Annotated in this window: 12 protein-coding genes and 1 tRNA gene; 5 read left to right on the top strand and 8 right to left on the bottom strand. The window is 72.5% G+C overall.

The window, feature by feature from the left end:
* Positions 1–273 precede the first annotated feature (273 nt).
* Positions 274–1884: a phytoene desaturase family protein gene (locus ABTU82_RS04720; RefSeq protein WP_407172039.1), complete on the top strand. Its 1611-nt coding sequence runs from the start codon at positions 274–276 to the stop codon at positions 1882–1884.
* Between the two features lie 76 nt (positions 1885–1960).
* Here ABTU82_RS04720 and ABTU82_RS04725 read toward each other — a convergent pair whose 3' ends face one another.
* From ABTU82_RS04725 to aztB, 5 genes are all read right to left on the bottom strand, one after another.
* Complete coding sequence (locus ABTU82_RS04725; protein WP_407172041.1) at positions 1961–2944, bottom strand: hypothetical protein; 984 nt, start codon at positions 2942–2944, stop codon at positions 1961–1963.
* Positions 2945–3219: 275 nt separating this feature from the next.
* Positions 3220–4422, bottom strand: a complete 1203-nt coding sequence (gene aztD / locus ABTU82_RS04730) for a zinc metallochaperone AztD (RefSeq protein WP_407172043.1) — start codon at positions 4420–4422, stop codon at positions 3220–3222.
* Between the two features lie 32 nt (positions 4423–4454).
* Positions 4455–5369, bottom strand: coding sequence for a zinc ABC transporter substrate-binding protein AztC (aztC, locus tag ABTU82_RS04735; RefSeq protein ID WP_407172045.1), 915 nt, complete (start codon positions 5367–5369; stop codon positions 4455–4457).
* Positions 5366–6565, bottom strand: a complete 1200-nt coding sequence (locus ABTU82_RS04740) for an ABC transporter (protein ID WP_407172047.1) — start codon at positions 6563–6565, stop codon at positions 5366–5368. The genes aztC and ABTU82_RS04740 overlap by 4 nt, the downstream gene beginning before the upstream one ends.
* Before the next feature lie 38 nt (positions 6566–6603).
* Positions 6604–7497, bottom strand: coding sequence for a zinc ABC transporter permease AztB (gene aztB, locus ABTU82_RS04745; protein WP_407172049.1), 894 nt, complete (start codon positions 7495–7497; stop codon positions 6604–6606).
* Positions 7498–7551: 54 nt separating this feature from the next.
* Between aztB and aztA the strand changes: the two genes are divergently transcribed.
* From aztA to ABTU82_RS04760, 3 genes are all read left to right on the top strand, one after another.
* Positions 7552–8196 (top strand): zinc ABC transporter ATP-binding protein AztA, encoded by a 645-nt coding sequence (gene aztA, locus ABTU82_RS04750; RefSeq protein WP_407172051.1) that lies wholly within the window; start codon positions 7552–7554, stop codon positions 8194–8196.
* 253 nt (positions 8197–8449) lie between these two features.
* The gene (locus tag ABTU82_RS04755) at positions 8450–9487 is read left to right on the top strand and encodes an FUSC family protein (protein WP_407172053.1); all 1038 of its coding nucleotides are present in this window, start codon (positions 8450–8452) and stop codon (positions 9485–9487) included.
* A gap of 34 nt (positions 9488–9521) precedes the next feature.
* Positions 9522–10274: a hypothetical protein gene (locus ABTU82_RS04760; RefSeq protein ID WP_407172055.1), complete on the top strand. Its 753-nt coding sequence runs from the start codon at positions 9522–9524 to the stop codon at positions 10272–10274.
* Positions 10275–10278: 4 nt separating this feature from the next.
* On the opposite strand, the gene ABTU82_RS04765 is transcribed toward ABTU82_RS04760, so the two are convergent.
* From ABTU82_RS04765 to ABTU82_RS04775, 3 genes are all read right to left on the bottom strand, one after another.
* The gene (locus tag ABTU82_RS04765; protein ID WP_407172057.1) at positions 10279–11172 is read right to left on the bottom strand and encodes a DUF808 domain-containing protein; all 894 of its coding nucleotides are present in this window, start codon (positions 11170–11172) and stop codon (positions 10279–10281) included.
* A 159-nt stretch (positions 11173–11331) separates the two neighbouring features.
* Positions 11332–11413: transfer RNA gene (locus ABTU82_RS04770), tRNA-Tyr, on the bottom strand.
* 103 nt (positions 11414–11516) lie between these two features.
* Positions 11517–12020, bottom strand: a complete 504-nt coding sequence (locus ABTU82_RS04775; protein WP_116648678.1) for an FBP domain-containing protein — start codon at positions 12018–12020, stop codon at positions 11517–11519.
* 794 nt (positions 12021–12814) lie between these two features.
* On the opposite strand from ABTU82_RS04775, the gene ABTU82_RS04780 reads away from it, so the two are divergent.
* Positions 12815–13558 (top strand): class I SAM-dependent methyltransferase, encoded by a 744-nt coding sequence (locus ABTU82_RS04780; RefSeq protein ID WP_407172060.1) that lies wholly within the window; start codon positions 12815–12817, stop codon positions 13556–13558.
* The last annotated feature ends 60 nt before the right edge of the window (positions 13559–13618 follow it).

Below are 13618 nucleotides of genomic sequence, written 5' to 3' on the forward strand. Positions count from 1 at the left end.
GACGTAGCAACGCCCCCGGACCACGTCAGCCCGGGCCTGGCGACCTGAGGCCTGCGCGGTCGCGGGCGCGCTGCACGAACTCAGGATCAGCCGATCGTCCCGGAGTTCCGACCGCGGAATGGCGGGCATCGCGGGGGCGGAGCGCGCATCCATCCTGAGTACGGTCGAGAAGCGCGCGAGCAGCGCGGGTCGGAGCCGCCCCGCGCCGCCTGCACGACCGACGGGCGCCTCGCAAGCCGTGGACCGACGCGGCACGGTGGGTACCGTGGAGGCATGAGCCGCGCACCCTTCGCCCGCACGCACGACGTGGTCATCGTCGGAGGGGGCCACAATGCGCTCGTCGCCGCCGCGTACCTGGCACGGGCGGGGCGCAGCGTCGTCGTGCTCGAGCGCCTCAGTGCAGTCGGCGGAGCGGCGGTGTCGGAGCGCCCGTGGGCGGGCGTGGATGCGTCGCTGTCGCGCTACTCGTACCTCGTGAGCCTGCTCCCCCGCCGCATCATCGACGACCTCGGCCTGCGCATCGACCTGCGGCGCCGACGGTTCTCGTCGTACACGCCCGACCCGGCCGACCCGGGCCGCGGCATCCTCGTCGACACGGCGGATGCGGCGGCCACCGAGGCCTCGTTCGCCCGCACCGTGAGCGACCCCGACGAGGCCGCCCGCTACGCGGCGTTCACGTCGCGGATGGGGCCGCTGGCGCGCGCGGTGTTCCCGTCGATGACCGAACCCCTCACCACGGCGACGGCCATGCGCGAGCGGCTGGGTGACGACGCCCTGTGGACCGACGTCGTCGAACGCCCGTTGGGCACCGTGCTGCGGCGCTCGCTCGAGTCGGACCTCGCCCGCGGCATTGCCCTCACCGACGGGCTCATCGGCACCTTCGCGTCGGCCGACGACCCCTCCCTCGACCAGAACCGATGCTTCCTGTACCACGTGATCGGGGGCGGCACGGGCGACTGGGACGTACCCGTCGGCGGCATGGGACGCGTCTCGGCCGAGCTCGAACGCGCCGCGCGCGAGGCCGGTGCCGAGGTGCGGGTGAACGCCGACGTGACGTCGGTGACCCCCGACGGCGAGGTGCACGTCGACGGCCGCGATCCCGAGGTTCTGCGCGGACGCCTCGTGCTCAGCGGCGTCGGGCGCGACGTGCTCGAACGCCTGCTGGCCGCGGGCGCCGCCGCCCACGTCACTCCCCCGCCGACTCCCGCACCCCCGGTCGCCGAGGGGGCGCAGGTCAAGGTGAACATGCTGCTGCGGCGACTTCCTCGGCTGCACGACGCGACGGTCGCCCCCGAGGCGGCGTTCGCCGGCACGTTCCACGTGAACGAGACGATGACCCAGCTCGACACGGCCTACGCCCAGGCCGTGGCCGGTCGCGTACCGTCACCGCTTCCGGCCGAGATCTACTGCCACTCCATCACCGACCCTTCGATCCTCGGCCCCGAGCTGCGCGCCGAGGGCGCTCAGACCCTGACCCTGTTCGGACTGCAGGTTCCGCACCGACTGGTCGAGGGAACGGATGCCGCGGCGAGCCGCGCCGCGCTGCTGGCCGCAGCGCAGCGCTCGCTCGACTCGGTGCTGGCCGAGCCGATCGCCGACGTCGTCTACGAGGCGCCCGACGGCAGCCCGTGCATCGAGGCGCGCACGACCGCTGACCTCGAACGGTCGCTCGGAATGGTCGGGGGCGACATCTTCCACGGCCCGCTCTCGTGGCCGTGGGCCGACGACGGCGCCGATCTCGACCGCCCGGCAGCCCGCTGGGGCGTCGAGAGCGGACACGAACGTGTACTGCTGTGCGGGTCATCGGCCCGTCGCGGCGGCGCGGTGAGCGGCGTCGGCGGTCACAACGCGGCGATGGCCGCCCTAGAGCTGCTGGGCGCCTGACGCCCACACGCGAGGTGCCCCGTTCCGGACCTCCCGCTCAGCGGTGGGCCCGGAACGGGGCAACGGTCGACGGCGTTCAGCTCGGGGGCATCGGGGGCGGCGGCGGGAAGCCCTGGTAGCCGGCCGGCGGGGCGGGCGGCTGAGGAGCCTGCTTCTGCTCGACCGGCGGATGCTGCGGCGCGGGCTGGCTCGGCTGGCCGGTGTAGTACGCGTTCCAGTCGGGCGAGCCGTCGGGCAACACCGGGAGCGGGGTGACCCCGTCGGCGTAGGTCGGCCACGGCTGCGCCGCAGGCTGCGCGGGGTGCGCGTACCCCGGGGTCTGCTGCTGCGGGTAGCCGGGGGCGTACCCGGGCGCCTGCGCGACCGGCGCGTACCCCGACGCGTCGGGCACCGGCCGCTCGCGCTTGGGGGCGAACAGCGCGTTCACGAGCGGCACCAGCGCGGTGCCGACGGCAGCGAGGATCGTCACGGCGACGACGATGCGCCAGTAGAGGTCGCGGAAGTCGATGAACTCGTGGAAGGTGAGCGGCAGCACGAGCAGCACCGCGAGGACGGCGACGAGGCCGATGGTGACCAAACCGGTGGCGCGGGTGAAGGCGGTGCGGTTGCGCGCCATCGCCTTGGCGAACAGCCGGACGTGGAGCACGGCGAGCTGCAGCACGAGGATGATCGCGAGGAACGATACGAAGCGCCCGAAGCCGCCCGTGTAGTCGAAGGGGTCGACGGGCATCCAGATGAGGAATGCTCCGAGCAGCAGCGTCACGACCCAGACGACCATGCTCGTCAGGGCAAACCAGTCGGGGCGGCGCGGGGCGAGATGCGTCTCGAGGATCGCCACGCCGGCGAACGCGGCGAGCAGCAGGATCGTGAGGAACGCCCGGCCGATCAACCCGTTCTCGGGGCCGACGAGCACCCAGATGACGCAGACGACGGCCGCGGCGATGAGCGCGAAGATCGCCACCCATATCGCCCAGCGCAGAAGCTGTGGGCGCGGTGCGCCCTGGTCGGCCGCTGGAGCGGGCTGCCCCGAGTACGGGGACGGTGAGTGGGGAGCGGTCATAGTGTCCTCCTCCGCGAGGGAATCGCTCCCATCCTGTCACGCGCCTCGTTCCGCGACCGGTGCCGCACGGCATCCGTGAAGTCCGGCGCGCGAACGTCGCCTGGGGAGGAGACGACGCGCCGTCGCTTCGCGCTCAGAACCCAGGAAGAAACGGCTGCGACGACGCGCACGCCGACCGCCGACCGCGTTCCTTCCTGGATTCTGGGCACCACGGGCCCCGAACGGCCGGGAGCGACGCGCCGCTCGCGACGGGGATGCCCCCGGCCGAAGGGGCGTCAGCCCGCGGCCACCGCGATCTCGTTCGGCGTCACCGCGAGCTCGCCCGTCGCGACGATCTCGCCGGTGGTGAGATCGACCGCGTGCACGGCGTTCGCGGCGGGCTCCGTCACGTAGGCGATGTCGCCCGCGACCACGATCGCCGGGTGCGCGTCCTGCCACTCGGCGGGGCCGTCCCAGGGCTCGACGACAGGGAACGCGTCGGTGATCTCGCCGGTGGCGGGGTCGAGCACGTGGATCGATCCGTCGGCCGACAGGATGTAGGCGAGGTCGCCGGGGCCGCGCGCGACGTCGCGGAAGGTGTACTCGACGCCCTCGGGCAGGTCGACGACCTCGTAGGTGCCGGCGTCGGTGTCGATCAGCGTCACCGCGTGCAGCAGGTATCCCTCCGCGTCGGGGTCGTTCTTGTAGTCGCCGACGACGAGCGGGCTCGTCTCGCTGACGTACGCATTGCCCATCCGGCCGTACGGCTGGTCGGGCGCGGTGAGCTTCGTGATCTCGCCGTCGCGGTACAGCAGCGCGCCGTCCTCGCAGCCGAAGACCACGGCCTCGTTCACCGCGGTGCCCTCGCCGTGCACGCCCGGGCAGTCGGCGCTCTCGGCCACGGTGGCGCCCGACGCGTCCTTCGCGATGATGCCGGTGCGCCCGTCGGCGTCCCCGACCGTGGTGAGCAACGTGCCGTCCTCCAGCACGAGCGACACACCGTGGTGCGCGTCGACGCCCGCGATCGTCTCGACCTCGGGAAGGGCGTCGGATGCTGCGAGCTCGGCGGTGTCGAACACGGTCGTGTCGCTCGTCCCGTCGGCGTACAGGATCGTCTTGCCGCCGTGGCGCACGACGTGACCGGGCTTGTCTGCCGCGAACACCCGGTCGGTCAGCTCGGCCTGATCGGTCGAACCCGCACCGGTGTCGAGCACCTGGAAGCCCTCGCTCATCGTGACCATCACGTGCCGGCCGTCGCCGGCCGGGTTCAGGCGGGTGAACTCCTCGCTGGTGAGATCGGCGACGGTCTCGAGGGTGTCACCGTCGAGAACGAGGATGCCGCCCTCGTACGCGACGGCGACGCGCGCGCCCGCCTCGGGGGTAGCGCTGGAGGCCGCGCCGGGGCCGCTCGCGGTCGGCGTCGAGCAGGCCGCCAGCGTCACGGCGGCGCCGAGCGCGACGGCCGTCAGGCCGATTCTTCGTGCGGTGGGGAGGTGCATGGATGCTTCTCTTTCTCTCGGTGTGCGGATTCTCAGGGCGAGAGTCCGCCGGCGATGCGCTGCGTGTTGACGCGCATCATGGTCAGGTAGTCGGGGGCGGCGCCCTCCGGCTCGGTGAGCGACTCGGTGAAGAGCTCGACGACGTCGACGTGCACGTCGGCCTCGCTCGCGAGGGCCTGCACCAGCCGGTCGGGCGACGACGATTCCGCGAAGATGGCGGGCACGCCGGTCTGCTCGACGGCCTCGACCAGGTCGGCGAGGTCGGACGCACTGGGCGCGGCCAGCGTCGTGCCGCCGGGGATCACGGCCCCGATCACGGCGAAGTCGAACCGATCGGCGAGGTAGCCGAACACGTGGTGATTGGTCACCAGCGCCCGCCGCTCGTCGGGGATCGCCGCGAACGCCTCCGCCATCTCGGCGTCCAGCTGTTCGAGCTGTGCCCGGTAGGCCTCGGCGCGCACGGCGAGGGCCGCCGCATCCATCCCGTCGATCTGGGCGAGCGCGGGTTCGAGGGCGTCGACGACGTCGATCATGCGGGCGGGGTCGGTCCAGAAGTGCGAGTCGGGCGTGCCGTGCGCGTCGGCTCCGGCGTAGGCGAGCACGTCGATCGCGTCGCCGGCGACGAAGGTCGGCACACCGTCGGCGGCGGCCGCATCGAGGTGCTGCTGCAGCCCCTCCTCGAGCCCGAGGCCGTTCGAGACGACGAGGTCGGCCGAGCGCACGCGGGCCGCCTCCTGCGCCGAGATCTCGAACGAGTGCGGGTCGGCGTTCGGCTTCATCAGGGTGAGCACCTCGCCCTGGTCCCCGACGAGTTCGCCGACGACGTCGCCGAGGATGTTCGTCGACACCACGACGAGCGGCCGGTCTGCGCCGCCACCCGGCGCGCACGCGGAGAGGACGGCCAGCAGGGCGACGGCGGCGAGCGCGCCCATCCGACGCACGGTCATCGCCCCGTCTCCGCGACGAACGCCGGGGCCGAGGCCGTCTCGAACGTGCGGGCGAGGCGCGCGCCGTCGGCGAAGTCGATCTCGAACATCCGGTGCTCGGACGGCGCGCTGAGGTAGGCGCGCTGCTGGTCGGCGATCAGCACGGGCGCGGCCCCCGTCGAGAGCGAGTCGGCGACGAGGGGTTCGGTCGCGGCGAGCTGCGCGCCCGTCGCGGCCTCGAGCACCAGCATCCGTCCGTCCTTGGCGAGCGCGAGCACGTGCCCGTCGGCGTCGTCGACCGCGGTCACCGCGGCGAGCGGCGCGGGTGCGGTCAGCAGCGTCCACTCGCGCGCGCGGGTGTCGAGCAGCCAGACGGCGCTGTCGCCGGCGAGCGCGGCGACGGTCGGCCGCCCCTCGCGGTTCGCGAACGCCTCGGCGCGGGGCGCGGTCGTTCCCTGCGGGTAGGGGATGCGTTCGATCGCCACCCCGCCTGTGGCGGCGGTGGCGAGAAGCGCGCCGTCGCCGCATCCGACCACCGCGCCGACGCGGGTCGTGATGGTGCCCCGGGGGTCGACGCACGCCGCACTCTCGCCGGTGGGCGCACCGTCGGCCGACCGCACGGCGACCTCGTCACCCCGCGCCACGAGGGCGAACGAGCCGACCGGCACCACGAGACCGCCGTCGTCGTCGCGGAACCGCTCGACGATCTCGCCCTTCGACAACGCCTCGGTGTCGAGCAGCACCGACTCGCCCGAGCCCGCGAAGAACAGGCCCGTGCCGCCGGTCGTTGACGAGTTCGTCGTGGCGACGGTGACCGGCCCCTCCCCCTCGACGGTACCGAGCAGGCGAGGTTCGGCGCGGTAATAGTGGAAGTGGTCGACGTGGTCCCAGGTCCACACGCCGCTGTCGACGATCTGCACCCCGTCGGCCGTCTCGACGAACAGGTATCGCCCGTCGGTCGTCATGCCGACCGGCGGCGCGGTGGAGCCGAGGTCGGTGACGCTCTCGTCGAGCAGGTCGAGGTGGCGCACGGCACCGTCGGCGGCGACGGAGGTGAGCCCGAGGGCGGGCTCCGCGAGCTCGACGGCGCCGGCGATCTCGCCGTGGCCGTCGCCGGTCTCGGTCGAGGCCGGCTTCCCGGGCGCGGCGCCCGCGCAGGAGGCGAGGGCGAGAGAGCCGACGAGGGCGAGGGCGAGGGGAACGATGCGGGAGCGCACGGGGTCCTTTCGGGAGGGGATGACGGATGCTGCGCCGATCACGCGAGCGCACCCGTCCGGTGGGCGTCGACTCCGGCTCGACGCGGGCGGGCACCCCGCGAGCGCATCGCGTCGACGGCGGCACGAGCGACGCCCGACAGCGCCGCGAACGCGATGGCGGCGGCGGCGATCGAGGCGCCCGCCGCCGTGGCTGCGTGCCACGACACGAGCAACCCCGCGAACACGGCGACGACCCCGAGGGCGGCGGCGAGCAGCATCCGCGTGGGGATGCGCGTGGTCCACGGACTCGCGGCGACGGCGGGGGCCAGCAGCAACCCGACGACGAGCAGCGACCCGACAGCCTGGTACGAGGCGACGACGGCGAGGGTGACGAGCCCGACGAGCACCGCCTGAGCGAGGCGGGGGCGCAGCCCCAGCACCGCGGCGACCCGGGGGTCGAGCGCGAGGGCGACGAGAGAACGATGGAACGCCGCGGCGACGATCAGGCCGACGACGGTCGCGCCGGCCAGCAGCGCCAGGTCGACCGGTGCGATCGCGAGGATGTCGCCGAAGAGGATCGACGTCGCATCGGTGGCGAAGCTGCCCGAGTGCGAGATGACGATCACTCCGAGGGCGAGCATGGCGACGAAGAGCAGGCCGATGCTCGTGTCGTACGACAGTTTGCCGCGGCGCTGGACGGCGGCGATGCCGAGACTCATCGCGACAGCGCTGAGAGCCCCGCCCACGAGCACCGGGGCCCCGAGCACGGTCGCGAGGGCCACGCCGGGCAGCATGCCGTGGGCGAGCGCCTCACCGAGGAAGGCCATGCCGCGCACGATCACCCACGTGCCGACGATGCCGCAGAGGATCGCGACGAGGGCTCCGCCGGCGAAGGCGCGCTGCACGAAGTCGAGGGCTAAGGGCGCGAGGAGCGCGTCGGTCGGAACAGTCACGAGTCACGACCGTAGCTTTATTGAGAACGATTCTCAAACTCATATGATGGGCGAATGCCTCTCCTCCCCACGCTCACCGAGCACGTCGCCCGACTGCGCGCCGTGCACGTCGTCTTCGGCGGCCGCGAAGCCCTCTGCCACGTCGACCTCGACATCGCCCCCGGCGCGATCACGGCGATCGCGGGGCCGAACGGCGCCGGCAAATCCACGCTGATCGAGGTTCTCGCGGGCACCCGCCCGCCGTCGTCCGGCGAGCGCGCCGTTCGGGGCACCATGACTTTCGTCCCGCAGCGCACGACGGCGTCCGACCGCCTGCCGGTATCGGTGCGCGACGTCGTCGTGGTGGGCACCTGGGGTGCGCTCGGCCCCTGGCGCAGACCGGATGCGGCGGCCCGCGCGGCCATCGACGAAGCCCTTCGGCGGCTCGCGATCGAGGGCCTGTCGCAGCATCCGTTCGCCTCGCTCTCGGGAGGGCAGCGCCAGCGGGCGCTGCTCGCGCAGGGCCTCGCCCGCGGCGCCGACCTGGTGCTGCTCGACGAGCCGACCACCGGGCTCGACGCCGAAAGCGGCACGCTCATCCGGGCCGCCATGCGCTCGGAGGCCGACCGCGGCGCGGCAGTGGTGTGCGTCTCGCACGACCCGGCGGTGCTCGCCGCGGCCGACCGGGTGGTGCGCCTCGACGCCGGTCGCATCGTGTGACCGCACCTAGCGGTTTCCGGGCACCACCGCAACGGCCGCCGTACGCCCTCGCGCACCCCGCACAATCGCAGCATGCACTTCGCGGACCTGCCCACCGAACCGATCGATATCGCCGAACTCATCGCCTCCGAGCAACCGCGCTGAGTTCGCCCCCTCACGAAGACCCTCGACCATGAGCCGGGGGTCTTCGTCATTTCCTGGCGAGTGGGAGCGCACCGCCCGACCGCGCGAGGCCCGCGCCTAGGCTGGGTCGGTGAAAGACTCCCGAGGACGCGTGTGGACCGGCGTCCTCCGTGTCGCACCCCATCAGGGCGACCACCGAGCCGCTTTCCGCGCGGCGGTCAGCATCGCCGTGCCCCTCCTCGTGCTGTGGGGTATCGGGCGACTCGATCTCAGCATCTACGCGAGCTTCGGAGCCTTCGCCTCGCTCTACGGCCGCCACGATCCGTTCCGCGATCGCATTCGCATGCAGGCGGGCGCCGGCGCCATGATGATCGCGGCGATGCTCTGCGGAACGACCCTGTCGGTGATCGGCGCCCCCGCCGTCGTCAGCGTCGTCGTCGTCGCGGCGATCGCCTCGGGGGTGACGCTGCTCAGCTACGCGCTGAGATGGCACCCACCGGGCGCCCTGTTCCCGGTGTTCGCCACCGGCGCCTGCGCCACCATTCCCGCCACCGCGTCGTCGTTCCTCTCGGTGCTGGGGGTCGCCTCACTCAGCGTGCTGTTCTCCCTCGCGGTCACCTCGACCGTTGCGCTCGCCCTTCGCCGCGCACCCGTCACGGGCGGGAGGGAACGCCAGACCGTGGGCGCGGTCGCGTGGGAGATGACGCTCACCGTCGGCATCGCCACGCTCGCGGCCGGGATCGCCGCGCTCCTCATCGTGGGGTCGCACTGGTACTGGGCGATGGTCGGCGCCGTCGCCGCCGTGAGCGGGGCCCGCACGTCGGCGCGTGTGATCCGCGGCATCCAGCGCCTGCTCGGAACACTGCTCGGAGTTCTCGTCGCCGCCGCCGTCCTCGGTCTCGCGCTGCCCCCACTCGCGGTGATCGCGATCGTCGTGCTGCTGCAGACCGCGGCCGAGCTGTTCATCGGTCGCAACTACGGAATCGCGATGGTGTTCGTGACCCCGCTGGCCCTGCTCATGGTGTCGCTCGCGTCGCCGACGCCCGCCGACGTGCTCCTTCGCGACCGTGTGGTCGACACGATCATCGGCGTCGCGATCGGAACGGTGGTCGCCGTGGCCTCGGCGGCACTCCGCCGGGCGCACGGGAGCAGCACCCGGCCCGCTTGACGCCGAGCCCGGGCCGGGGCAGGTTGGGGAGACCATGCGCACTCCCCTCCTCGCCGCGACCTGCGTCGTCGCTCTCGCGGTCTCGCTCGCCGGGTGCACGGTTCCGGCCCAGGTGAGGCCGACGGCGAGTGCGTCTCCGGTCGCCACGGCGCCCGAGCCCGAGGTGACGCAGGATGCGGCTCCCGCCGTCATCACGAGCTACGCGGCCCTGCCGTGGCAGGCGTTCAACGCGCTGCCGTCTCAGGACCGACTGCAGTACGTCGACTACCGCATCGACAGCCGCCGGGACGAGCACGCGCAAGTGCTCGGAGCGGGGCGACCGGGCTTCGTCGCACCGTCAGCGAGCAGCAACCCGCAGCAGATCGTCGACCATTTCGTCTATGTGCTCGACGAGGCGGACTACCAGTTCCGCATCGATCCGAAGACGGGCGCCCAGCTGCACGACGCGACCGAGGGCATCAAGTACCTCAGCGCGGCGTTCCTGCGGGTGGAAGGCGAGGGCCTGTCGACCATCTTCGACGCCGAACTCGAGGCGCACCGCAGCAACGCCACCGGACCCCCGTACACGACCGACACGCGTTTCACGGCGACGGCTTACGCCGCGAAGACGGTCGAATCCAACGGCACGATCATCGACTACCAGGACATCACGTTCACCACAGACGACGGCAGCGAGTACGTCGGCCGGTGGGTGCTCATCCCCTTCGTCGCCGTCGACGGCACAGAGAAGTCGACGTGGCTGCTCGATCAGACCTACTTCCCCGACCAGCCGATCGAGGACTACTAGATCGTCAGTGCGCCGCGTCGGCGGGAGCGCGTCGACGGCCGAGGCGGGAGATACCCGTGATGATCGCGACGATGACGAGACCGACGGCGAGACCGAAGACCGCCGACAGGGCGGTGTCGACGATCCACAGCACCACCGCACCCGCGGCCTCGATCGTGTGCGTGATCGCGTGGATCACGTCGTAGGGCCCGTGCCAGAAGGTCTCGGCGAGATTCGCGATGAGAAGGTGGCCACCGACCCAGAGCATCGCCACCGTGCCGATGACGCTGATGACGCGGAACACCGCGGGCATCGCGGCCACGACGCGTGCTCCGGCACGACGGACTCGCCGAGCCGGACTCTTCATGAGCCGGAGCCCGATGTCGTCGATCTTCACGAGGAGGGCGACGGCGCCGTAGACGAGGAGCGTCATTCCGAGGCCGATGACGACGAGCGCTCCGAGCGTCATCCACGTGCCGAAGCCGGGGTCGAGGCTCGAGAGCGCGATGAGCATGATCTCGGTGCTGAGGATGAGGTCGGTGCGCACCGCGCCGAGCACGAGCTTCTTCTCGTCACGGGGGCCGTCGTCGGCGTGGCCGTGTGAGACCCCGAACCACTCGAGCACCTTCTCCGCCCCCTCGAAGCAGAGGAACCCGCCGCCGATGATGAGCAGGAAGGGAAGCACCCACGGCGCGAAGGCCGACAGCAGCAGCGCGATCGGGATGATGATGACGAACTTGTTGATGAGGCTGCCGAGGGCGATCTTCCAGACCACGGGCAACTCGCGCGCCGGCGTGATGCCCTGCACGTACTGCGGCGTCACGGCGGCGTCGTCGATGACCACGCCCGCGGTCTTCGCACTCGCCTTCAGCGCCGCGGTCAGGATGTCATCGACAACGGCGAGCAATCCGACCGACATGTGCGCTTCTCCTCATGCTGCGTCGCACGGACTGTGCGGCTGCTCACCGAGGGTACCGGCCGCCGGGTGATGCGCAGCATCCGGCCTGCCGCACCGCCCCCGCCGCTGCGTCCGGTGAACGAAGAAGGGCACCCACGAGGGGTGCCCTTGTTCGTTCGGTGGCGAGTGAGGGATTCGAACCCCCGAATGCAATGCAGTCTGATTTACAGTCAGATCCCTTTGGCCGCTTGGGTAACTCGCCAGGTGCGCACCCGCCCGGCTTTCTCAGTCGACCGGAGGCGCGAGAAACCATATTACTCTGCCGCGCGACCTGCTCAGAACCACGTCGGCAACCGGGGTGCGGGTCAGGAGGCGTCGGCGCCGGCGGGCTCCAGCACGCGCTCGACGAACGCCTCGGTGCGGCGCCGGGTGCCGTCGATGCGGCGGTCGACGCTCGCGCGCACCTCGCTCGGGGCGAGCGGCATCGCCAGCCGCACGTTCTCATGGCACGAGAGATCGGCGCAGATGTAGGTGCCGATGCTGTCGCCGGCGACGCCGGCGCGTCCGGCCTTGCGCGCGCTGAACAGCGACACCTGATCGGCGGGCTGCATCGTGTGGCACAGGTTGCACATCGCCGATCTCGCGCGAGACGAGCCCTCCGCACCCCGCAGGACGACGCCGACCGGCTCGCCCTCGTGTTCCATCACTATGTAGCCGCGACCCCGGGTGTGCGGGTCGCGCCACGCGAGGAAATCGAGGTGGTCCCAATCCAGCAGCAGGAAGTCGATGGGCACCGCGGCGACCCGGCGCTCGTCGGTCGTCGCGTTCACGAACGAATCGCGTACTTCTTCTTCGGTCAGGGCTCGCACGGCCACCAGTCTACGAATCCCCTCCGCCACCCGGGCCGGCGCGCGCCCCGCGCCCCCTCCCTCCCCCCTCTTCCCCCCTCCTTCCGCCCTCCGTCCCCCTCTTCCCCCTCCTTCCGCCCGAACTCAGGATCGTTGCCATCGCCACCGCCCTCCCACCCCGGAAAGACGCGGAACGCGACGCACCGCCCCCGCTTCTTCCTGAGTTGTGGCGCGGAGCACGACTCACAGCCCGGGCCACCCCCGGCGCTCGGCCCCACGCCGTGGGCCGCCGCGCCCGCCCGGTTCCCTTCCTCCGCCTGCACGAACTCAGGCTCGTTCCCGCCGGCGCCCGCCCCAGACGCCGGTTTTGCGGGGATCCGCAGCGGTCCGGGGCGCAACCATCCTGAGTACGGGCGCAGCGGCGGCCGACAGGCGCCGGCGGGCGACAGGCGCAGCGGCGGGCGACAGGCGCCGGCGGCCGGGCCCCGGGCCGCCTCCGGTCGACGAACCGCTCCCGGCACTCGGCTCCACGCCGTGGGCCGGCCCGCCCGCCTCGCCGCCGCGCTTCCGCTCCCCGGCTGCACGAACTCAGGCTCGTTACCGCCGGCGCCCGCCCCAGACCTCGATTTCGCGGGGATCCGCAGCGGTCCGGGGCGCAACCATCCTGAGTACGGGCGCTGCACGGGCGCACAGGGGCACAGGCGCAGGGGCGCACAGGCGCACGGGCGCACGCGGCAGCGAACCGCCGGGCAGCGAGCGCCGGGCCTCGGGCTGGCGCTGCGCGGGCGGTCGTGGGCAGACCGTAGGGTGGGCGGGTGGTCGACGACGCGGATGCCGGGGGCTGGTCTGACGTGGCCGCCGGCTGGTCGGAGTTGTGGGCCGACGCCGCCCGACCGGCGCACGCCGCCATCATCGCCGCGGCCGGAATCGGCCCGGGCGCGCGCGTGCTCGACGTGGGGTGCGGCGGCGGCGAGTTGCTGCTCACCGCGCGCGACGCGGGTGCGCAGGCCACGGGTGTCGACCCCGCGCGCGGCATGCGCGAACTGGCGCGCAGCCGGGGTCTCGACGTGCGCGACGCGGATGCTGCGCACCTCCCGTTCGCCGACGGAACCTTCGACGTGGTCACGGCGGTGAATGCCCTCCACTTCGCCGACGACACGACCGCGGCGCTCCGCGAGTTCGCGCGCGTGCTGGCGCCAGGAGGACGCATCGCCGTCGCGAACTGGGCGGAAGGGGCGCGGAACGACGTCGACGTGATCGAGCGCGCGGTGGCGGAGGCCGACGAATCCGACCCCCTCCCCGACGGACCCCTCCGCCCCGCGGGAGGACTCGAGGCCGCGTTCACTGAGGCCGGCCTCCGCGTCGTCTCCTCCGGCGTGGTCGAGGCGCCGTGGACCGCGCGCGACGATGAGACCCTCGTCCGCGGCATCCTGCTCGGCGAAGACGCCGCGACCCTCGACTTCTTCCGCGCGACGATCGTCGAGGCGGCTGCTCCCTTCCGCACCGCGGACGGCTACCTGCTGCGCAACGCCTTCCGCTGGGCGGTGGGCAAGGTCTGACTGCGAGCGACGGCAGGCCGCCGCATCCGCCGCTCTCGAAGAGCCGCGGCTAAACTCGCT

It is taken from the genome of Microbacterium deferens, from assembly GCF_045517775.1.
In the GTDB taxonomy this organism is placed as follows: Bacteria; Actinomycetota; Actinomycetes; order Actinomycetales; family Microbacteriaceae; genus Microbacterium.

What these genes read in the sequence shown, in the direction of transcription:
- ABTU82_RS04720 (WP_407172039.1), top strand. Translation starts at nt 274, where the DNA reads ATGAGCCGCGCACCCTTCGCCCGCACGCACGACGTGGTCATCGTCGGA.
- ABTU82_RS04765 (WP_407172057.1), bottom strand. Translation starts at nt 11,172, where the DNA reads ATGTCGGTCGGATTGCTCGCCGTTGTCGATGACATCCTGACCGCGGCG.
- aztC (WP_407172045.1), bottom strand. Translation starts at nt 5,369, where the DNA reads ATGACCGTGCGTCGGATGGGCGCGCTCGCCGCCGTCGCCCTGCTGGCC.
- aztA (WP_407172051.1), top strand. Translation starts at nt 7,552, where the DNA reads ATGCCTCTCCTCCCCACGCTCACCGAGCACGTCGCCCGACTGCGCGCC.
- aztD (WP_407172043.1), bottom strand. Translation starts at nt 4,422, where the DNA reads ATGCACCTCCCCACCGCACGAAGAATCGGCCTGACGGCCGTCGCGCTC.
- ABTU82_RS04760 (WP_407172055.1), top strand. Translation starts at nt 9,522, where the DNA reads ATGCGCACTCCCCTCCTCGCCGCGACCTGCGTCGTCGCTCTCGCGGTC.
- ABTU82_RS04725 (WP_407172041.1), bottom strand. Translation starts at nt 2,944, where the DNA reads ATGACCGCTCCCCACTCACCGTCCCCGTACTCGGGGCAGCCCGCTCCA.